Origin of the sequence: Paenarthrobacter aromaticivorans (assembly GCF_019038615.1) — a bacterium.
GTDB classification, from domain to species: Bacteria; Actinomycetota; Actinomycetes; order Actinomycetales; family Micrococcaceae; genus Arthrobacter; species Arthrobacter aromaticivorans.
Genome location: NZ_JAHOPC010000005.1, coordinates 126,371 through 146,723 on the forward strand (window position 1 = coordinate 126,371; position 20,353 = coordinate 146,723).

18 protein-coding genes and 1 riboswitch are annotated in these 20,353 nt (G+C 63.2%); of the genes, 11 read left to right on the forward strand and 7 right to left on the reverse strand.

Features of this window, described 5'->3' with window-relative positions; translation table 11 throughout:
• Nucleotides 1-43: 43 nt before the first annotated feature.
• Both mmsA and KSW38_RS10405 read right to left on the reverse strand, forming a co-directional pair.
• On the reverse strand, nt 44-1,600 hold the full coding sequence (mmsA, locus tag KSW38_RS10400; protein WP_216924859.1) for a multiple monosaccharide ABC transporter ATP-binding protein: 1,557 nt from the start codon (nt 1,598-1,600) through the stop codon (nt 44-46).
• 129 nt (nt 1,601-1,729) lie between these two features.
• Nucleotides 1,730-2,920, reverse strand: coding sequence for an ROK family transcriptional regulator (locus KSW38_RS10405; protein ID WP_216924860.1), 1,191 nt, complete (start codon nt 2,918-2,920; stop codon nt 1,730-1,732).
• Between the two features lie 378 nt (nt 2,921-3,298).
• Between KSW38_RS10405 and KSW38_RS10410 the strand changes: the two genes are divergently transcribed.
• On the forward strand, nt 3,299-4,105 hold the full coding sequence (locus KSW38_RS10410; RefSeq protein WP_216924861.1) for a carbon-nitrogen hydrolase family protein: 807 nt from the start codon (nt 3,299-3,301) through the stop codon (nt 4,103-4,105).
• Here KSW38_RS10410 and KSW38_RS10415 read toward each other — a convergent pair.
• Complete coding sequence (locus KSW38_RS10415) at nt 4,102-5,715, reverse strand: PucR family transcriptional regulator (RefSeq protein WP_216924862.1); 1,614 nt, start codon at nt 5,713-5,715, stop codon at nt 4,102-4,104. The genes KSW38_RS10410 and KSW38_RS10415 overlap by 4 nt on opposite strands.
• A complete protein-coding gene (alr, locus tag KSW38_RS10420; RefSeq protein ID WP_254186326.1) occupies nt 5,705-6,973 on the reverse strand; it encodes an alanine racemase in 1,269 nt (422 codons plus the stop codon). Before alr ends, KSW38_RS10415 begins: the two co-directional genes overlap by 11 nt.
• A 140-nt stretch (nt 6,974-7,113) precedes the next feature.
• On the opposite strand from alr, the gene KSW38_RS10425 reads away from it, so the two are divergent.
• Entirely contained in the window at nt 7,114-8,595 is a 1,482-nt protein-coding gene (locus KSW38_RS10425; RefSeq protein ID WP_216924973.1) for an amino acid permease, read from the forward strand.
• Entirely contained in the window at nt 8,595-10,301 is a 1,707-nt protein-coding gene (locus KSW38_RS10430; RefSeq protein ID WP_216924863.1) for a flavin monoamine oxidase family protein, read from the forward strand. The genes KSW38_RS10425 and KSW38_RS10430 overlap by 1 nt, the downstream gene beginning before the upstream one ends.
• Nucleotides 10,302-10,428: 127 nt before the next feature.
• Here the strand turns inward: KSW38_RS10430 and KSW38_RS10435 are convergent, their stop codons facing one another.
• From KSW38_RS10435 to purU, 3 genes are all read right to left on the reverse strand, one after another.
• Nucleotides 10,429-10,950, reverse strand: coding sequence for a gamma carbonic anhydrase family protein (locus KSW38_RS10435; protein ID WP_216924864.1), 522 nt, complete (start codon nt 10,948-10,950; stop codon nt 10,429-10,431).
• Nucleotides 10,951-11,022: 72 nt separating this feature from the next.
• Nucleotides 11,023-11,673 (reverse strand): class I SAM-dependent methyltransferase, encoded by a 651-nt coding sequence (locus tag KSW38_RS10440; protein ID WP_216924865.1) that lies wholly within the window; start codon nt 11,671-11,673, stop codon nt 11,023-11,025.
• A 74-nt stretch (nt 11,674-11,747) separates the two neighbouring features.
• Nucleotides 11,748-12,599: a formyltetrahydrofolate deformylase gene (purU, locus tag KSW38_RS10445; protein ID WP_216924866.1), complete on the reverse strand. Its 852-nt coding sequence runs from the start codon at nt 12,597-12,599 to the stop codon at nt 11,748-11,750.
• A 35-nt stretch (nt 12,600-12,634) separates the two neighbouring features.
• Nucleotides 12,635-12,720: riboswitch (ZMP/ZTP riboswitch) on the forward strand.
• 115 nt (nt 12,721-12,835) lie between these two features.
• Here purU and glyA point away from each other — a divergent pair.
• The 8 genes from glyA to KSW38_RS10485 all read left to right on the forward strand — a co-directional run bounded on the left by glyA (nt 12,836) and on the right by KSW38_RS10485 (nt 20,345).
• Nucleotides 12,836-14,128 carry a serine hydroxymethyltransferase gene (gene glyA, locus KSW38_RS10450; protein ID WP_216924867.1) on the forward strand — a complete coding sequence of 431 codons (1,293 nt, stop codon included), beginning with the start codon at nt 12,836-12,838 and terminating at the stop codon, nt 14,126-14,128.
• A 141-nt stretch (nt 14,129-14,269) separates the two neighbouring features.
• Nucleotides 14,270-15,163 carry a bifunctional methylenetetrahydrofolate dehydrogenase/methenyltetrahydrofolate cyclohydrolase gene (locus KSW38_RS10455; protein WP_216924868.1) on the forward strand — a complete coding sequence of 298 codons (894 nt, stop codon included), beginning with the start codon at nt 14,270-14,272 and terminating at the stop codon, nt 15,161-15,163.
• 105 nt (nt 15,164-15,268) lie between these two features.
• On the forward strand, nt 15,269-16,417 hold the full coding sequence (locus KSW38_RS10460; RefSeq protein ID WP_216924869.1) for a sensor histidine kinase: 1,149 nt from the start codon (nt 15,269-15,271) through the stop codon (nt 16,415-16,417).
• On the forward strand, nt 16,414-17,079 hold the full coding sequence (locus tag KSW38_RS10465; RefSeq protein ID WP_216924870.1) for a response regulator transcription factor: 666 nt from the start codon (nt 16,414-16,416) through the stop codon (nt 17,077-17,079). Before KSW38_RS10460 ends, KSW38_RS10465 begins: the two co-directional genes overlap by 4 nt.
• 150 nt (nt 17,080-17,229) lie before the next feature.
• The gene (locus tag KSW38_RS10470; RefSeq protein ID WP_216924871.1) at nt 17,230-17,550 is read left to right on the forward strand and encodes an SHOCT domain-containing protein; all 321 of its coding nucleotides are present in this window, start codon (nt 17,230-17,232) and stop codon (nt 17,548-17,550) included.
• A 149-nt stretch (nt 17,551-17,699) separates the two neighbouring features.
• Nucleotides 17,700-18,629, forward strand: coding sequence for an ABC transporter ATP-binding protein (locus KSW38_RS10475; RefSeq protein WP_216924974.1), 930 nt, complete (start codon nt 17,700-17,702; stop codon nt 18,627-18,629).
• A gap of 46 nt (nt 18,630-18,675) precedes the next feature.
• Nucleotides 18,676-19,515, forward strand: a complete 840-nt coding sequence (locus KSW38_RS10480; protein ID WP_216924975.1) for an ABC transporter permease — start codon at nt 18,676-18,678, stop codon at nt 19,513-19,515.
• Nucleotides 19,512-20,345 (forward strand): ABC transporter permease, encoded by an 834-nt coding sequence (locus KSW38_RS10485; RefSeq protein ID WP_216924872.1) that lies wholly within the window; start codon nt 19,512-19,514, stop codon nt 20,343-20,345. Before KSW38_RS10480 ends, KSW38_RS10485 begins: the two co-directional genes overlap by 4 nt.
• Nucleotides 20,346-20,353: the final 8 nt, after the last annotated feature.

Genomic DNA, 20,353 nt, shown 5'->3' on the forward strand with positions numbered 1-20,353 from the left:
GTTTTGGTCCTTGTGTCAGGAAGGGGTGAGTCTGGGCCAACGGTCAGGCCGTCTTGCGGGCGGAGGTCATGAGTTTCATCAGGCTTTCCTGGCTGGCTTCGTTCTTGTCCAGGACACCGGTGATGGCGCCTTCAAAAATGGTGTAAATGCGGTCGGACAGGCCCAGGAGTTCCGGCAGCTCCGAGGAAATGACAATCACTCCCTTGCCCTGGTTCGCCAGCCTCTGGATGATGCCGTAGATCTCATACTTGGCGCCTACGTCGATTCCTCGCGTCGGTTCATCCAAAATCAGGAGATCCGGATCGGTGAACATCCATTTGGCCAGCACCACTTTCTGCTGGTTTCCGCCCGAGAGCTTGGCTACGCCTTCCTCCACTGACGGCGTCTTGGTGCGCAGGGATTTTCGGTACTCCTCTGCCACCGAGAACTCCTTGCGGTCGTCCACCACCGTGTACTTGCTGATTGCACGGAGATTCGCTGCAACCGTGGTGGTCTTGATGTCATCCAGCAGGTTCAGGCCGAGGGACTTCCGGTCTTCCGTGACGTAGCCCAGGCCGGCGTCGATAGCCGCCCGGACGCTGCGGAGGTTGACCGGCTTGCCGTCCTTGTAAACCTGTCCCTTGATGTAACGGCCGTAGGAGTGTCCGAACAGAGAGCGGGCAAGTTCCGTGCGGCCGGCACCCATGAGTCCTGCGAATCCTACGATTTCACCGCGGCGCACGTAGAAGTTGGAGCCCTTGCAGATCAGGCGATCCTGGATCTGCGGGTGACCCACCGTCCAATCCTTCACTTCGAAGAAGACCTCACCGATCTTCGGCTCGTGATCGGGGAAGCGGGACTCGAGGGTCCTGCCCACCATGCCTTTAATGATGCGGTCCTCGTCAACGCCATCCCGCTTGACGTTCAGCGTTTCAATGGACTTTCCATCACGGATGATGGTGATCTCGTCGGCGATCTGTTCGATCTCGTTGAGCTTGTGGGAAATGATGATCGAGGTGATTCCCTTGCCCTTCAGCCCCAGGATCAGGTCCAGCAGGTGCTGGGAGTCCGATTCGTTCAGGGCTGCTGTGGGCTCGTCCAGGATCAGCAGGCGGACCGACTTGTTCAGCGCCTTGGCGATTTCCACCAGCTGCTGCTTGCCGACGCCGATTTCCTTGATGGGGGTATCGGGGTCCTCACGGAGACCTACCCTGGCCAACAGCTCTACGGAGCGCTTCCGGGCTTCGGCCCAGTCGATGACACCCCATTTGGTTGGCTCGTTGCCCAGGAAGATGTTCTCCATGATGGACAATTCCGGGATCAACGCCAATTCCTGGTGGATGATGACGATGCCCGCAGCTTCACTTGCGCGGATGTCCTTGAATTGCTGCGTTTCGGCCATGTACACGATGTCCCCGGTGTAGCTGCCGTGGGGGTACACGCCGGAGAGAACTTTCATGAGGGTGGATTTTCCAGCACCGTTCTCGCCACAGATTGCGTGGATCTCGCCAGCCTTTACGCGCAGGCTCACATTCGACAAGGCCTTCACACCAGGGAATTCCTTCGTGATCGAGCGCATCTCCAAGAGAATGGGTTCGTCTTGCGTGTCAGGGGTTGTCATCAGCCCTTACGCCTCCAATGCATGACTTCGTTGTCGCTCCCCAAACGGCGGAGCTGTCTGATGAAAAAGTAAACTGGATCACGTGTCTTGTCGTCAAGACTTGAACACAAGAACCAGCTAACGATTTCGTTATCTACCCGTGATTCCGGCTTGTTGGAACACCAAGGCCGCTGCGCCAAGCGCTTCGGCACGTGCTCCCAAGGACGACATTGCGAGGTGCGTTGTTTCGCCCACCACGGGTACGGCGTGGCGAACAAGGCCCCTGCGAATGGGGTTGAGAAGGAGGTCGCCGAGGCCTGCCAGGGGCCCGCCGACGACGATCACTTCAGGGTTGATCAGGTTGGCGACGTTGCCCAGTGCTCGCCCCACGGCAAGGCCCGCATCATCCACCACGCGTTGGGTTGCGGAGTCGCCGGCAAGGCAATTCCGGACGATGTCCTGGGGCGTCAGCGATGTCTCTTTTCCCCTGCCTAGCAGCTCGATCATCGTGGTTGTGGAGGCGATGGTTTCGAGGCAGCCGCGGTTGCCGCACCGACACATCAGCCCGTGCTCGTGGATGGTTGCATGGCCGATTTCACCTGTGATGCCCACGTTCCCGTAGTACGGCACGCCGTTCAGAATCAGGCCCGAACCAATACCCGAACCGATCTTGAGGAACATCAGGTTGGACACCCCGCTGTGGGGTCCCCAAGTCACCTCCGATAACGCTCCAAGATTGGCGTCATTATCAACAAATACGGGACAATTCAGGGCTTCCTCGAGCCTATGAAGGATGTCGATTCCCACCCATTCGGGCAGGATCGCACCTTGGGCAACGGTCCCTGTCCTGCGGTCAATAGGGCCCGGGATGCCCGCACCGGCTCCCACTACCGCACTGGGATCGATGCCATTTTCTGCCAGCAATCGGCCAAGCAGCCGCACCGCCGCGGCGATCCCTTCCTCTGCGTGGTGGCCGAGCGGAAGTTCGATGAAATCCTCTGCGATGACGTGGTAGCCGAGGGATGCCAGAACCACCCGCAGGTGGCGTCGGCCAAAGTCGATTCCGACGGCGACTGCACCGTTGCTGTTCAACCTCACGTTGGTTGCCCGGCGTCCGGAGCTGGTGGTTGGCTCGGTGGAAACGAGGCCTGCGTCCTGCATGATTTTCACGATGTTGGACACCGTGGCGGTGGAGAGCCCGGTCTGCCTTGAAAGTTCGGCTTGCGTTGACGGCCCACTCAGCAAGCACTCGATAATCCGTTGCTGGTTCAGGTGCCGGAGCGCGGACTGCGAGCCGGGTTTTCGTGGTTGGCTCTTCGTTGAGCGCTGCGTAGCGGGCATGACAAGAAGATTGCCCCAAAAGCAACGTTGTAGTCAAGAAGTGAACACAACCAGTCAAGCTTTCCCGACATACTCCAACGCAAGAGGCGCTCCGTCCTCCCGTTGCGGGGCCTGCTTTGCATCCCCACCGCCTCCCTGACTTCGCAAGCTCAGCCAGGGAACCCGGGCGGCGTGGGCCCTGCGAATGGTTGGGGCGCAGAGTGGGCCTCGCAGGGTGTGGCCCGGAAGGTTGCGGGGCGGTGTGCGTGCAATGCGTCCCGTGTCGATCGCCTCCGGGTCTAAATGCCCCGCTCCACGTGTCAGACCCCGGGCCTACTCTGGAAACAAGAAGACTTCCGGCCCTCACCGGTCCGGCTACCCGGTGCAACCAAGGTGGTAATGATGCTGCTATCCGTCCTGCAGGCCAACGCTTCCGTCCTGGACGTTGAGGCGAACCTGCGCACGATCGACGACGCCGCCCGACGCGCCGCACAGGCAGGGGCAGGATTGCTCCTGACTCCGGAGCTCTTCCCGGTGGGTTACGCACCGCTGCGGCTTCACGCCGAATTGGATCCGGCAACGCTGCCGGGCATCCGCCAACGCCTTTCCGGCATCGCGCGCCAGCACAACATCGGACTCGTGTACAGCCTTCCGGCGCCGGCTCCCGCGGAGAACGCGTGGCACATCACCGCCACACTCATCGACGGCAACGGCGAGGAACTTCTCCATTACGCCAAAGTCCACCTCTTCGGTGCGGAGGAGCGCAAGGCGTTCGTGGGCGCCCAAGAACCTCCCGCCGTCGTGGATTTCAACGGGGTCCGAACATCGATGCTGATTTGCTACGACGTCGAGTTCCCGGAGGCAGTCCGGGCAGCGGCAACCCGCGGGGCTGAACTCCTGCTGGTGCCAACGGCTCTGTCCATGGGATTCGATAACGTGCCGCAGGTGCTCATCCGGGCCCGCGCGGTGGAGAGCCAGCTCAACGTTGCGTACGCCAACCACAGCGGGCACGAGGACATCTACAACTTCCTCGGCGGCAGCGTGGTTGCCGGCCCCGATGGCTCGTTGCTTGCGGCGGCGGGGGAGTCGGCAGCGCTCCTGTTCGCGGAAGTGGGTACGGAGACCGTGAAAGCCGCACGCGACGAAGTCCCTTATCTGCGCGAACGGCGGCCTGAGCTATACCGGGAGTGGGAGGCGGGCGCCTAAACGCCGGCGTCAGGCCCGGCAACCAACTCGTCCGCATACTGCAAGGCAATCCACAGTTCCGCCCGGACCTGTGCCTGGTTGAGGTCCATGTCCAGCAGCTCGCCGAGGACGCCTATTTGCCGTCGAACGCTGTTGCGGTGAAGGCCCAGCAGCTTGGCGGAACCGTCCCAGCTTCCGTTTTCGCTGAGCCAGCCGCGCAGTACGGACAGCAGTGGGTCACGGCGATCAGGTTCCAAAGACAAAACCGGGGCCAGGAGACGCTCGGCCAGCATGGTCCCCGCCTCGCGTCCAAGCAGACCGGTCACCGACCATTGCACTTCCTCCACGCGGACGCTCTTTCCGCTGGACAATACGCGGCTCCGCAGCGAACTCACCCGCTGGTAGGCCGCGGCAAGCCCGGTGAGTTCGGTCGGCTCGCCGATCGCCAGCCTCCAGCCAAGCTTCTCGACGTCGGCAAGCAGCGCGTCATCCACTTTCAACCGGGTGATGGCCGCGAAACCGTAGTCGGTTATTTCCACGAGCTTGGTATCGAACAGCCTGCGCCACTGCAGCAGCTCGCGGACCGGGCCGTCGCCAGCGGGCCAGTCAGGCGATTCGGCCTTGATGCCCTGCACTACGCGCATCTGTCCGGAGCGCGTCGAGGAAAGGCTCTGCGCCAGCAGGTCTTTGAGTCCGTTGACGTGCTTGGTGGCGCCGGTGGACAAGGTATCGGGATGCAGGAGCAATGCCGTGGCAAGCTGGCTCGGAGCAAGCGAACCGCTGGTTCGTTGACGGACCAACAACTCCAGCAAACCCACCGCCGACTGCACCACATTGTTCTGCGCAGGCGTCAGCGGAGCGTCCGAACCAAGAATCAGCGCCCCAAGGTTCGCGTCCTTGGTACTGCGCAGAGGATGACCGAACACCAGGGCAGACCCAGGCTGCTCGAAACCATCCATTTCCACGCGCGGCCCGCTGCCGGTCAGCAACCGTTCCAGCAGCGGCGCCAACAAGGAATGCTCGACGCCGGTGCTGCCGCCCGCATTGTGCCCGCGCGCCCGCACCCGTCCGTCCGCCCCGACCAGCAGCGCCCACACGGGCACACGCTGGACGAGGGCTGCAAGTAATTCGTGTTCCGGCCTGGGGGAGAGGACGGCCCGCATGAGTTGGCGGTTGGTTTCGGCCAATTGACGGAATACGCGTGCGTTGTCCGATTCCAGAAGCTGGGAGAACTCCAGGCCGATCGCGGCGAAGGGCACGGACTCCGGGACCTCGAACAGGGTGAGGTTGTGCCTGCGGCAGGCGTCGAGGAGGACGTCCGGGACGGCGTCGAAATACGGCCTGATACCAAAGCCGAGGGCGGCCACTTTCGCACCCACCAGTCGCCGGACATAGGCGTCCACGCTGGTCGCCGAGCCGCCCTCGCCAAGGAAAGGCAGCCCGGCGGTCAGCAGGAACTCGCCCTCCGGAAGATACGGGGTGGGATCTTCCAGTTCGCTCGGTTCCACCCACCGCAGCAGCGAGGCGCCGCTGCCGCCGTCGTGAAGCATTTTCAACTCGGGCGGCAGCTGCTCCAGGAACTGTTCCAGCGTGACGAAACTCAGGCGGGCGATGGCGGGCTCAGGCAACATTGTCTTGCCCGGCGGCGGCCGGCTCCTGGTAGTCGGGGCACTCGTAGGTGCCCTCCGAGGAAGCGCCGTCCAAGGAGGCGCGCTCTGACGAGGCGTATATGCGCGGCAATCGCGGGGCGATCCTGTTGATGATTTCATCCCCGTGGCTGCCGATCGCAGCGCCCCAATCGTCGGCGCTCGCCGCACCGGTGGCCGGGTCGCCGAACAACACCGCAGTATCGCCGACGTCGATCCCGGTCGCGTCGGGTCCGAGGTCCACCATGAATTGGTCCATGCAGACCTTACCGATGACCGGGACGCTGCGGCCTCCGATGTCCACCACCGAGCGGCCGCTGATGCCTTTAGGGATGCCGTCCGCGTAGCCAAGGGGAATGAGTCCCAGGTAGCGGGGTTCATACGTGATGGCTTGGTGCTCGTAGCTGACGCCGGTACCTGCTGGGACCTTCTTGACCATCACCAATGGGGCGGTGACGCTGAGCGCCGGCCGCAATCCGAAGTCGGTCGGGTTGAGGTGGTCTGCGGGAGCGAGGCCGTAAATTGCCAGTCCGGCCCGGACCATGTCGAAGTGGAATTCCGGGCGGTCCAGGATGTTGGCGGAGCTGGAAACGTGCCTCAGTTCAGGCGTGAGTCCGGCTTCGCGCGCCTCGCGGACGGCGTCTTCGAACTCCGCAACAGCGCTGGCGTTCCCAGGATGGGCGGGCACATCGGCCCAGGCCAAGTGGGTCCAAATGCCGCGGACCAGCACCGTGCCGTCCAGTTCCGCTTGCCGGGCATGAGCTACAAGTTCAGCCCAATCCTCTTTCCGCGCCCCGCCGCGGCTTAGCCCGCTGTCCAGTTCAAGGTGCACGACGGCGGGACGGCCAAGGCGTTGGGCGATGCCTGCCAGCACCTGGAGTTGGTGGACGCTTCCGAGGGAGACGTCGATGTTGTTTTCGAGTGCTTCAAGGATGGTGTCGCTCGTCTGGGATGCCAGATACAACCACGAAAGGATCGGTGCGGTAATGCCGGCGTTGCGCAGTGCGATGGCTTCGGTGAGCTGCGCGGTGCCGAGCCAATCGGCCCCGGAAGCAACGGCCGTGCGGGCTACTTCCACGAGGCCATGACCGTAGGCGTTGCCCTTCACCACGGCCATGAAGAAGGGCGCCTTTGTCCGGTCCTTCAGGGCCTTGATGTTGTCTGAAATCGCGGACAGGTCCACTCTGACCTGACCGGAGAGGGCGAGCGAGCCGTCCTCTTGGTACTGTGCAATACGTCTCATGGTTGAACACTATAGGTCATTTTGCACCATTGTGAGAGATGGCTCACATGCCAGTCTTGTGGAGGGGAAATCGAAACTACTTTGAAGGGACGTCAAGGGTGACTGTGCCTGTGAACACTCAAAACTCAACGGCGGCGAGCATGGCCAGGCCAAGCCTCGGTGCCCAACTCCTGCGCCGCAAGCCGATCGGGCAGATGGCCGACGAGGCCGGAACCGGCGAAGGCGGCACGCCGCTGGTACGCAGCTTCGGTGTCCTTCAGCTGACCATGATCAGCGTCGGCGCAACGCTGGGTACCGGCATCCTGGTGATCCTTGGTGAGTCCGTGCCGCTGGCAGGCCCGGCGATCTGGATCTCCTTCGTGATCGCTGGTTTGGCTGCCCTCTTCTCGGCAGTGTCCTACGCGGAGATGGCCGGGCTCGTCCCGGTTGCAGGTTCCAGCTACTCCTACTCTTACGCCACCATGGGTGAGGGCATGGCGTGGATCTGCGGTTGGTGCCTGGTACTGGAATATGCCGTGTCCGTGGCCGCTGTTGCCGTAGGTGCCGGACAGTACGTCAATGAGACACTGGCTGCGTTTGGGCAGGTCCTGCCCGATGCCATGAGCCAGCCACCAGGCGATGGCGGGGTGGTAAATGTTCCCGCCATGGTGATCGTGGTTCTTGCCATGATCCTGCTGGTCCGGGGCGCCCGTGAAAGTGCATGGATCAACACCGCGATCGTCATCATCAAAGTGGGCATCCTGATCTTCTTCTGCGCCGTTGCTTTCACCGCTTTCAACGCCGGGAACTTCGAGCCTCTCATGCCGATGGGTGCAGCAGGCGTCTCCGCTGCCGCGTCGAGTGTGTTCTTCTCCTACATCGGATTCGATGCCGCCTCCACCGCCGGCGAGGAAGCCAGGAACCCCAAGCGGGACCTGCCACGCGCCATCCTGCTCTCCATGGTGATTGTCACCAGCATCTACGTCCTGGTCTCCGTTGCCGCGATCGGTGCCCGTCCGTGGGGCTGGTTCGACGGCACGGAAGCTGCACTCGTCCAGATCCTGCATGAGATCACCGGGCAGCCGTGGATCGCCCTCGTCTTCTCTGCCGGTGCGGTGCTTGCCATCGCCAGTATCGTGCTGACCGTCCTTTACGGCCAGACCCGCATCCTGCTCTCGATGTCCCGTGATGGCATGGTGCCCAAGGTCTTCGGCCGCGTCTCCCGCCGCACCGGAACGCCAGTGGCCGGGACCCTGATAGTCGGAACCGCCGTCGCCCTCACCGCTGGCTTGGTCCCGCTGGGCGCCTTGGCTGACGCAACGAGCATCGGTACGCTCTTTGCCTTCGCGCTGGTCAACGTCGCAGTGATTTATCTCCGGCGCAACCGCCCGGATCTTGACCGCAGTTTCCGGGTTCCGCTGTACCCGATCACCCCAATCCTGGGCACGCTGATGTGTGCCTTCCTGATGCTCAACCTCGGCGCCGACACCTGGATCACGTTCGGTGTTTGGATGCTGGTGGGCATCGCCATCTACTTCGGCTACGGACGCCGGAATTCCAAGGTAGCCGCGCTCAGCGATGAGGACTACCGTGAACTGACCACCAGGGCCGTGAGCCCGGAAACTGTGAAAGCCGCAAACTGATGACCATCGCTACCGAACTTCCCACAGCCGACGTCGCCGCTTCTGCGGCGGACGCGGGCGAAGCCCCCATCACCATGCTGAACCCGGACTTCCCCTTCAGCTATGACCATTACCTGGCACACCCGGACGGACTCGGAAGCATTCCGGAAGAGCGCTACGGCACGGAAGTAGCCGTCATCGGCGCCGGCCTGTCAGGACTGGTCACCGCCTATGAGCTGATGAAGCTCGGCCTCAAGCCCGTCATCTACGAGGCCGACCAGATCGGCGGCCGTCTTCGCACGGCCAGCTTCCCGTCGGCGCCCGGCGTCGTAGCCGATCTTGGTGGCATGCGTTTCCCGGTTTCCGGCAAAGCCTTCTACCACTACGTGGACCTTCTTGGCTTGGAAACGCAGGACTTCCCCAACCCGATGGCCCCGGCGACGTCCAGCACAGTGATCGAACTTGCGGGCAAGAAGCACTACGCCACAACAGCAGCTGAGCTACCGGTATTTTTCCAAGAAGTGGCCGATGCCTGGAAAGCCGCAATCAACGATGGCGCTGCGTTCGCCGAAATGCAGGAAGCCATCAAAGCCCGCGATACCAAGCGGATCAAGGAACTCTGGAATGCACTCCTGCCCGAATTGGACGAGCAGACGTTCTACGGATTCATCGCAGCCAGCAAGTCCTTCAAGGAAGCCGGCTTCGCCCACCGCGAAGCCTTCGGCCAGGTGGGCTTCGGAACCGGCGGTTGGGACACCGATTTCCCCAACTCCATCCTCGAGATCCTCCGGGTTGTCTACACCGACGCAGACGACCAGCACCGGCTCATCTCGGGAGGAGCGCAAAGGCTCCCCGAGGCACTGTGGAACCACGCGCCGTCGGACCTTAAGCACTGGCCCGCCGGCACGTCACTGTCATCGCTGCACTCCGGCTCGCCGCGCGGAGCCGTGGACAACATCCGCCGCGCCGATAACGGTGATTTGGTAGTGCGCGAAAACTGGGGACGCGAAGCTACGTACCAAGCGGTGGTGACCACTTGCCAGTCGTGGTTGCTGTCCACGCGCATCCACACCGAGGAAGCGCTGTTCCCGGCCGAGCTGTGGACGGCGATCGAGCGCTCGCACTACATGCAGTCCTCGAAGACGTTCGTGATGGTGGACCGGCCCTTCTGGAAGGACATCGATCCGGAAACCGGACGCGAAGTTTTGTCCATGACGCTCACCGACCGCCTCAACCGGGCCACATACTTGCTCGACGACGGCCCTGACAAGCCCGCTGTGATCCTCTTGTCCTACACATGGAACGACGACGCCCTGAAGTGGCTTGCACTTACTGCCGAAGAGCGCGTCAAACTTATGTTGCACTCGCTGGAACAGATCTATCCGGGCGTGGACATTGCCAGCCACATTGTGGGGCAGCCGATCACTGTCTCCTGGGAAGCGGACCCCAACTTCATGGGTGCCTTCAAAGCCAACCTGCCGGGCCATTACCGGTACCAGCAGCGGCTCTTCACCCACTTCAAGCAAGACCAGTTGCCGGAAAGCCAACGTGGCATCTTCCTCGCCGGTGACGACGTGTCCTTTACCGCAGGTTGGGCCGAGGGTGCCGTGACCACAGGCCTCAACGCCGTGTGGGGCGTGGTGAACCACTTGGGAGGATCCTCTGTTGCCGGAAACCCCGGCCCGGGTGATCTGCTGGACGAATTCGGCCCGATCAGCCTGGACTAATTTCCAACGTTGCGGGGCCTGCCCTGCGTGCCAACCACTCGCAAGGCCCACGCCGCCCGGGTTCCCTGGCTGAGCTTGCGAAGTCAGGGAGGCGGTGGGGATGCAGTGCAGGCCCCGCATTCGTTGATTAGGCCCCGTGCATTTCCCTATGCGCGGCAGCGAGGTCCTTGTAGTGGGCGGCGTTGTGCTTGACGCCTTCGAATTCCTCGTCCGTCAATTCGCGGCGGACCTTGGCCGGCACACCCGCCACCAGGGAGCGTGGCGGAATGACCGTGCCTTCCAGGACCACGGCGCCAGCTGCAATCAGCGAGCCAGTGCCGATCACTGCACCATTGAGGATGGTGGCGCTCATGCCGATGAGGCAGTCGTCCTCCACAGTGCAGCCGTGGACCACTGCGCTGTGCCCAATGGAGACGCGCTCGCCAACGGTGCAGGGAAACCCGGGGTCTGCATGCAGGACCACGTTGTCCTGGAGGTTGGAGCCTGCGCCGACCCTGATGGCAGCCGTATCGGCACGGACCGAAACCCCGTAAAAGGCGCTGGAGTCCTCGGCCAGAGTCGCCTTGCCAATGATGGATGCGGTGGGCGCAACGAATGCAGATTCATGGATGGCCGGAGTGTCCCCGGCAAAGGTGTAAGAGGGAGCCATGGAGCCAGCTTAGTTCCCAACTGGGTCGCAGCAGCGCGCGTTATGAGCGCTCAAAACGCGCACAAATGCGACCTAGTTGGGTGAGGGGGTACGCAGGACCAGGAATTGGTAGTGCTGCGTCCAGTTCCCGGCGCCGGGTCCGGACTCCACACCCGTACCTTCCGGCCAGGTCCGGAAATGCTCGATCACGCCGTGCTCTCCGAAGATCCGCCGCACGGTGTCGTCGCTGCGGCGGCTGAAGAAGCGCCGCGGCTCTTCGACGTCCTCGGGGTTTAGAACTTCCACGTCCTCACCTGACCAAAGCCCGACGGCGATTGGCGCACCAGCCGCGCTGACCCGCACAAGTTCGCTGACGACGTCGTGAATCCTGCTGTTGGGGACATGCAGCAGGGTGCTCATGGTCCAAACGGCCGCGAACGCGCCATCAACAAAAGGCAGGCTGCGTCCGCTGGCCACTGAACAATCCAGCCCATGCGACCGCGCCAGGTGAATGCTCTCCTCTGAGAGGTCCACGCCGGTGTAATGCAGTCCTGCGCGGACAAATTCCAGGCCCTCGACGCCGGTCCCGCAGCCCAGCTCGAACACGGAGTGTCGGTGCTCGTCCTTCAAGAGCCGGACGAACCATTCCCGGCACTCAACACGATGCGGTGTCAGCGCACGGGTGTTCGGGACCGGGGCTTGGCGGTCGTAGAAAACGGCGAGGTCAGCCTCGTGGTCTTGCATACCCCCAGCGTAGATCGCCTAACTGACTGGCAGTAGTGGTTGCTACGAGCCCTTCCAACAACCACAAATGTCAGTCAGTTGAATACAACGGTCCGGGTGCCATCCAGGAGTACGCGGTGTTCGGCGTGCCACTGAACGGCCTGGGCAAGGGTGCGCCCCTCCACGTCGCGGCCCATCTGCACGAACTGGGCAGCCGTGCGGGCGTGGTCAACGCGGATGACTTCCTGCTCGATGATCGGGCCCTCATCGAGGTCGGCGGTCACATAGTGGGCCGTGGCACCGATGATCTTCACACCGCGGGCGTGGGCCTGGTGGTAGGGCTTGGCACCCTTGAAGGACGGCAGGAACGAGTGGTGGATGTTGATGGCCTTGCCGTTCAACTCCGTGCAGAGCTCGTTGGAGAGGACCTGCATGTAACGCGCCAGGACCGTGAGCTCGACGTCGTGGTCAGAAATGAGCTTGAGTAGCTCGGCCTCGGCCTGCGGCTTGGTCTCCGGTGTCACGTGAATGTGGTGGAACGGGATCCCGTAGAAACGGGCCAGCTCCTCAAGGTCGCGGTGGTTTGAAACAATCGCCGGAACCTCGATTGGCAGCGTACCCGTGCGCTGCTGGAACAGGAGGTCGTTGAGGCAGTGCGCATCCTTGGAACAGAGAATGATGGTGCGGACTTTCTGGCCCACCGGGTTGATCTGCCACGTCATGCCAAAGGACTCAGCTACCGGCCGCAAGGCGGCGGCCAGCTCTTCCTGGGAGGACGTCGTGGTTGCCTCCACCCGCATGAAGAAGTTGCCTGTGCTGGGGCTTCCGTACTGCTGGGAATCGGCGATGTTGCAACCGGCTTCGAGCAAGGCGCCGGCAACGGCGTGGACGATGCCTGGGCGGTCTGGGCAGGACAGTGTTACTACGAAAGCGGCGGAATCAGTCACACGGATAAGCCTACCTGTGCCGCCTTGTTGTACTGTTAACGGGTCGCAACTGGCGTTGGGTGGACTACCACCAGGGAGCGGCAATCACGAAGACCACGGATCGTACGCCTGGGCCGAGGGTCATGTCTTACCGCTGCACGCACGTGACCAATGCCTCCGTAATCAAGGGGACGCGGGAATGCTGCTGCCGGTAGCCTGACCTGTAGCACCACCCGTTGCCTAGCCAGGAGATCTCCGTGCCTACCACCACTTCCGCGACTGTCAGCAACCAGTCGCTCGCTGAGCTCGATCCCGAGATCGCAGCAGTCCTCGACCAGGAACTCGGCCGCCAGCGCGGCACCCTGGAAATGATCGCCTCCGAAAACTTCGCCCCGCGCGCCGTCATGGAAGCACAGGGCTCCGTCCTGACCAACAAGTACGCCGAGGGCTACCCGGGCAAGCGCTACTACGGCGGCTGTGAGTACGTCGACGTCGCGGAGCAGCTGGCGATCGACCGCGTCAAGGCCCTCTTCGGTGCGGAGTACGCCAACGTCCAGCCGCACTCCGGTGCCCAGGCCAACGCTGCCGCGCTGTCCGCCATGATCACCCCCGGCGACAAGATCCTTGGTCTTTCCTTGGCACACGGCGGCCACCTGACCCACGGCATGAAGCTAAACTTCTCCGGCAAGCTCTACCAGGTTGCTGCCTACCAGGTGGAAGAAGACACCTTCCGCGTGGACATGGACAAGCTGCGCGAGCAAGCCATCGCCGAGAAGCCGCAGGTCATCATCGCCGGCTGGTCCGCGTATCCCCGCCACCTGGATTTCGCTGCCTTCCGCTCCATCGCGGACGAGGTTGGCGCGCTCCTCTGGACGGACATGGCACACTTCGCCGGCCTGGTTGCAGCAGGCCTGCACCCGAGCCCGGTACCGCACTCCGACGTCGTCACCTCCACCGTGCACAAGACCCTCGCAGGCCCGCGTTCCGGCGTGATCCTGGCCAAGGAACAGTACGGCAGGAAGATCAACTCCAACGTCTTCCCCGGCCAGCAGGGCGGTCCGCTCATGCACGTCATCGCGGCCAAGGCTGTTGCCTTCAAGATCGCCGGCAGCGAGGAATTCAAGGAACGCCAGGAGCGCGTGCTTGAGGGCGCCAAGATCATTGCAGACCGTCTCAACCAGTCCGACGTTGCCGAGGCAGGCGTTTCGGTCCTCACCGGCGGCACCGACGTCCACCTGGTCCTCGTGGACCTGCGTAACTCGCAGCTGGACGGCCAGCAGGCTGAAGACCTCCTGCACTCGGTGGGCATCACCGTGAACCGCAACGCCGTTCCGTTCGACCCCCGCCCGCCGATGGTCACCTCCGGCCTCCGCATCGGTACGCCTGCACTGGCTACCCGCGGATTCGGTGCCACCGAGTTCACCGAGGTTGCCGAGATCATCGCCACCGCGCTGAAGGCAGGCTCCGCTGCCGACGTCGAGTCACTCCAGGCCCGCGTCGACAAGCTCGCCGCCGACTTCCCGCTGTACCCGCAGCACGAGCAGTGGTAACCCGCCGCTCCCTCGGCAAAAAGCGCACATAAGCACCGCCCGGGCATGGCCCGGAAACAACGGGATCCGCCGCCACATCACAGGCGGTGGGTCCCGTTGCATGAACCTTTGAATAGGTCACCACCAGAAAGAGCAGATGGAATGACACAGTCCACCGCACAGATCCTTGACGGCAAGGCCACCGCCGCAGCCATCAAGGCAGAACTGACCGAACGCGTTTCCGTCCTCGCGGCGAAGGGCATCGTCCCCGGCCTGGGCACCATTCTGGTGGGTTCGGACCCCGGCAGCACCTGGTACGTCGGCGGCAAGCACAAGGACTGCGCCGAGGTGGGCATCCAGTCCATCCGCCGGGACCTGCCCGAGGACATCACCCAGGAAGACCTCCTGAAGGTTGTCCGCGAACTCAACGAGAACCCGGAATGCACGGGCTACATCGTTCAGTTGCCGCTGCCCAAGCACATTGATCAGGACGTCATCCTGGAAGCCATGGATCCAAACAAGGACGCCGATGGCCTGCACCCCATGAACCTTGGCCGCCTGGTGGCCAACGTCAGTGGCGAAATGAAGTCCCCGCTTCCCTGCACACCCAAGGGCTGTGTGGAACTGATGCGCCGGCACGGCATCGAGCTCAACGGCAAGCGCGTCCTGGTAGTGGGCCGCGGCGTCACCATTGGCCGCCCGATCGGCCTCCTGCTCACCCGCAGGGAAGTCAACGCCACGGTCATCCTGGCGCACACGGGCACCGTTGACCTGCCCGCGGAACTCAAGCAGGCCGACGTCGTGATTGCCGCTGCAGGCGTGCCGCACATGATCAAGGCTGGAGACCTGAAGCCGGGCGCAGTAGTGCTCGACGTCGGTGTCAGCCGCGTGGAGGACAGTAACGGCAAGGCTGTGGTCACCGGAGACGTGGACCCGGCAGCTGCCGACGTCGCCGCCTGGCTGTCCCCGAACCCGGGCGGCGTGGGTCCGATGACCCGCGCCATGCTGCTCGCCAACGTTGTGGAGAGCGCCGAGCGCGCAGCGGGCATCGCCTGAGGCGTACCAGCAGTCGAAAACGCAGGGCGTCTACTCCTTCGGGAGTAGTCGCCCTGCTCCGTTAACCCGACGACGAACACCCGGGACCAAAGCTAGGCTCGGTGTATGCAACCCCGTTTCCCTGGTGGCCGCCGTTTTGCAGGCCCACCCACGAGCTTCATCGTCATCACGGTGGCCCTCATCCAGGTGGCGGGGACGCTTTTTTCCGCGGGCCATCAGGACGCCCCACGCCCGTTGGACGCGCTTGCGATCCTGTTGCTGCTGGCCGGGCCTGCGGGACTGGCGTTCCGGAGGCGGGCGCCTGCGGTTATGCTTCCCGTCGCCCTCGTGGCCACGGGGGCCTATGTTGGCCTGGGCTACCCCTGGGGTCCCATTCCGCTCTCCCTGGCGGTGGCCATAGTTCTCACGTCGTCGGCGGGTTTGCGCTGGCAGGCGTGGGTGGGGGCCGGAATCGCCGCTGCCGCAGTGGTGTTCGCGGCCGCACTCAGCGGCGATCCCAACTGGCCCCTCCGCGCTTCAGCCGGGGTGGGATGGGCTGCCATTTTGGTGCTGATAGGACAGGGATTCCGACGCCGGAGCGAGCGGTTCGCGGAATACCGACGCCGCCGGGAGGCCGCCCGGAAGGCCGAACGCGATGAATACCGGCTCACGCTCGCCCGCGATATCCACGATGTGGTGGCTCATTCCTTGTCCATGATCAACGTGCAGGCATCTGTGGCCTTGCACGTGGGCTCGGACGATCCCGCGAAACTCAGGCCTGCTCTGGAGGCCATCAAGGCAGCCAGCAAGGAATCCCTCACGGAAGTCCGGCAACTCCTGGGCGTGTTGCGGGAGGACGTCCCGCTTGCCCCGGCGGCCCGCCCTACGCTTGCCAGGATCCCCGAACTTGTGAAGATCGCGGAGCTGGGGGGCCTGCAGGTGCGCTTCGAGGACCAGTCGAACCATGATCTCGTCGGCCTGGCCCAGCAGGAAGCGGCGTACCGGATCATCCAGGAAGCCCTGACCAACGTCGGCAGGCACTCAGGTGCCCAATCCGCCGTCGTACATCTTTCCCATGCGGAAGAGGCCCTGACTGTCCGGATAGACGACGACGGCGCGGGCATGGGCGGGGCGCTCCCGGGCAACGGCCTCACGGGGATGCGCGAGAGGGCGGTCGCCTTGGGCGGGACGCTCACGCTGCACGAACTCCAGCCCGGGCTCCGCGTAGAGGCGCTGCTGCCCACAACAGACCAGGCGGAAGGAAACCACCCATGATCCGCATCCTCCTCGCCGATGACCAGACCCTCATCCGGGCGGGCTTCCGTGCCCTCCTGGACGCTGAACCGGACATGGAAGTGGTGTCCGAGGCCGGCACGGGCAGGGAGGCAGTGAGGCTGGCGGCGCGCGACAAACCGGACGTCATCCTCATGGACATCCGGATGCCCGACGACGACGGCCTCACCGCCACCCGCAGGATTCTTGCCGACCCAACCCTGTCCGGCACACGCATCATCATCCTGACAACCTTCGAGCTCGACGAGTACATCGCCGAGGCCGTCCGCGCGGGCGCAGCTGGTTTCCTGGTCAAGGACACCGAACCTACGGAGCTCATCCGCGCCGTCCGGGTGGTCCACGATGGCGATGCGTTGCTCTCGCCCTCGGTCACCCGGCGGATCATGGCACAAATGGCGTCCCAGAGCCGGGCGGCAGGAAAAGTGATTCCCCTCGAACAGGTGACGGAACGCGAACGCGAAGTCTTGGCCTTGGTGGGCGAGGGCCTAAACAATGCAGAGATCGCCGAACGCCTGTTCATCACCCCGCTGACTGCGAAGACCCACGTATCGCGCATCATGACCAAGCTGATGGTCCGCGACCGCTCCCAACTGGTGGTGCTCGCGTATGAATCAGGGCTGGTGAGGCCAGGCTGGAGCAGCTGACGGGCTACCACCGCCTCCCAAGGGAGTATGGCAGCGCCTTCAGGTGACTCCCGACGGCGGACGTCCCGCCGACCGTCCGCGGGCAGACTCGAACCAGAGCCGAAAGACGGTTCACGCCGGGAAACGGCGGAGAGAGTTTGGATCACTGACATGTTCACCGCATTGACTTCAATCGTCGGGGAGACCACCACGCTCGGGGGAGCGCTGGCACAGCTGCCGGCCACCGTCGCCGCGCACGGTCCCTGGGGTGACGGTACGTTTTGGCCGTTCTTCCTCCTATTCCCGCTGTTCTGGATCCTCGTGATTTTCCTATTCATTTTCGTCGGCCGGCGGGCTTGGCGCCGCAACCATCACTGGGCAGCAACCCAGGGCGCTGAGGGCGTGCTGCGCGAACGCTATGCCCGGGGCGAAATTGATGAGACCGAGTTCCGGCAGCGGCTGGAGGTACTGCGCTCGCAGCCACCGTCCTGACCTGGACGGAAGCGAAAATGAGAGGGCTCTTGCAAAAATATCTGCAAGAGCCCTTTCACATATTCGTTGGCGCTACTAGTCTGCTGAGGGTGCACAATGAAGCAACCGGCTCTGCAACACACTCCGAATCGTGGCAAACCAGCTTCGACATGAACCCACCCACCGTCATCAGCGCGCGGAACCTCACCAAGACCTATGGCGAGCTCACAGCCGTGGACAACATCTCCTTCGATGTTCCGGCGGGGGAGTCCTTTGGTCTGCTCGGCCCCAACGGCGCGGGCAAATCCACCACCATGAAAATGATCGGCGGCGTCTCGCAGCGCACTTCAGGAACGCTGAACATCATGGGCCTGGACCCGGAATCACATGGTCCCGAAGTCCGGGCACACCTGGGGGTCGTTCCGCAGCAGGACAACCTTGACGAAGAACTGAAGGTCCGCGAGAACCTGATCGTCTATGGCCGTTACTTCGGTCTGCCGCTGAGCTACTTGCGGCCCAAAGCGGACGAGCTCCTGGAATTCGCGCAGCTCACGGACAAGGCCAACTCCAAAGTGGATGCGCTGTCCGGTGGCATGAAACGGCGGCTCACCATCGCGCGGTCGCTCATCAACGAACCCCGTATCCTCCTCCTCGATGAGCCCACCACGGGCCTTGACCCGCAAGCCCGGCACATCCTCTGGGACCGACTTTTCCGGCTCAAGGAAAACGGCGTCACACTGATCCTGACCACCCACTACATGGACGAGGCAGAGCAGCTCTGCGACCGCCTGATCGTGGTGGACAAGGGCAAGATCATGGCCGAGGGTTCGCCGGCCAGCTTGATCCGCGAGCACTCCTCCCGCGAAGTACTTGAACTCAGGTTCGGGTCCGAGCGGAACTCGCGTATCGGCGTCGAACTTCAGGGCATCGGCGAGCGGCTCGAGACACTTCCTGACAGGGTGCTCATCTACGCGAACGACGGCGAGGCCGCCCTGGAGCAGGTTTCGGCGCGCGGGCTGCGCCCGATGACGTCCCTGGTGCGCCGTTCCTCCCTGGAGGACGTGTTCCTGCGGCTCACCGGCAGGAGCCTCGTTGACTAGGGATCCGTTGACTAGCCGCCCTCCCGGAGATGGAGCCGCCAAACCAATCACGACGGCGGAGCAGCCGTTGCGGGCACACCCGCCTGCCGTCTCGGCCGCCAAGGCGCGGCGTTGGGGTTCCTTTTTCTACGCGGAACAAGTGCTCCGGGTCATGCGCAATTACGGCTGGTCCGTGGTGCTCTACAGCGTGGGGCAGCCCGTGGCCTACTTGTTCGCCATGGGAGTGGGGCTGGCAAGCCTTGTTGATGCGAACAGCGAATCCGTGTTCGGTGGCGTCAGCTATCTGGAATTCGTGGCACCTGCGCTGCTGGTGTCAGCGGCAGTCATGACGGCTTCCGGCGAATTCTCCTACCCCATCATGGACGGCTTCAAATGGCGGCGGGTGTTCTATGGGCCGCATGCCTCGCCCCTGGTACCGCAGCAAATAGCGAGCGGCCACATCATGGCAAGCACGCTCAGGTTCCTGCTGCAGTCGGTGGTCTACTTAGCGGTGGTGGCCATGTTCGGGGCTTCGCCGAGTCCGTGGGGATGGGTGTCCGCAGTGGTCGCGACCGTGGCGGCGTTGTCCTTCGGCCTGCCACTCATGGCCTATGCCGCCAGCATCACCCAGGACAAGGGGCAGTTTGCTTTGGTGCAGCGGTTCATCGTCATGCCACTGTTTCTGTTCTCGGGGACGTTCTTTCCCCTGGACACGCTGCCGTGGGCTGTCCGCTGGATCGGCTGGATATCGCCTGTGTGGCACGGAACAGAGCTGGGGCGGGTCTTCACTTATGGCATGGACGAGAACCCCTTGCTGACAATTACGCATGTGGTGTACCTCCTGGCGACCGCCACGGCTGGCTGGCTACTGGTCCGGCGCCAGTTCGTGAAAAGGATGGGCTCATGAGTATCCTGACCGGCGGCCACAGCGCCACGGATATCGCCAGGGAACGCAAGTTCGGACCGCTCTATTCTCGAAACGCCAAGGCCGTGGTAGCCCGTGGCCTCATGGCTGCGAAGTCCAGTACCTGGCTGGTGTTGCTGTCAGGGTTCTTCGAGCCCGTTCTCTTCCTGTTGGCCATGGGTGTTGGGATGGGCTCGATCGTGGGCACAGTCCAGGGACCCGGAGGCGAAGACATCAGCTATGCGGCCTACATAGCGCCCGCACTCCTGGCAGTCTCAGCCATGAACGGCGCCATCTACGATTCCACCTGGAACGTCTTCTTCAAGATGAATTTCGCCAAGCTGTACCAAGGCATGTTCTACACATCCCTCGGGCCGCTGGACGTGGCCATGGGGGAGATCTTCCTGGCCCTCCTGCGCGGGCTTCTGTATGCCACGGGTTTCACGGCGGTGATGGGGGTTATGGGCCTTATCACTACCTGGTGGGCCATCCTCGTCGTCCCTGCATCAGTGCTGATTGCCTTCGGCTTCGCGAGCTTCGGCATGGGCATCACCAGCTTCATGAAGACATTCCAGCAAATGGACTGGATCAACTTCATCCTCTTGCCCATGTTCCTGTTCAGCGCCACGTTCTACCCGCTCAGCGTCTATCCCCAGGTCATCCAGTGGTTCATCCAAGCCATGCCCCTATGGCACGGGGTTGAACTGCTGCGGCAGATCAGCGTGGGCTCCTTCAGCCCGGCAACAGCCATCCACGTTGGCTACTACCTGGTGATGATCGCGCTTGGCATTATGCTGACCACCGGACGGCTGCGACAGCTGTTCCTGAAGTGATGAAATGT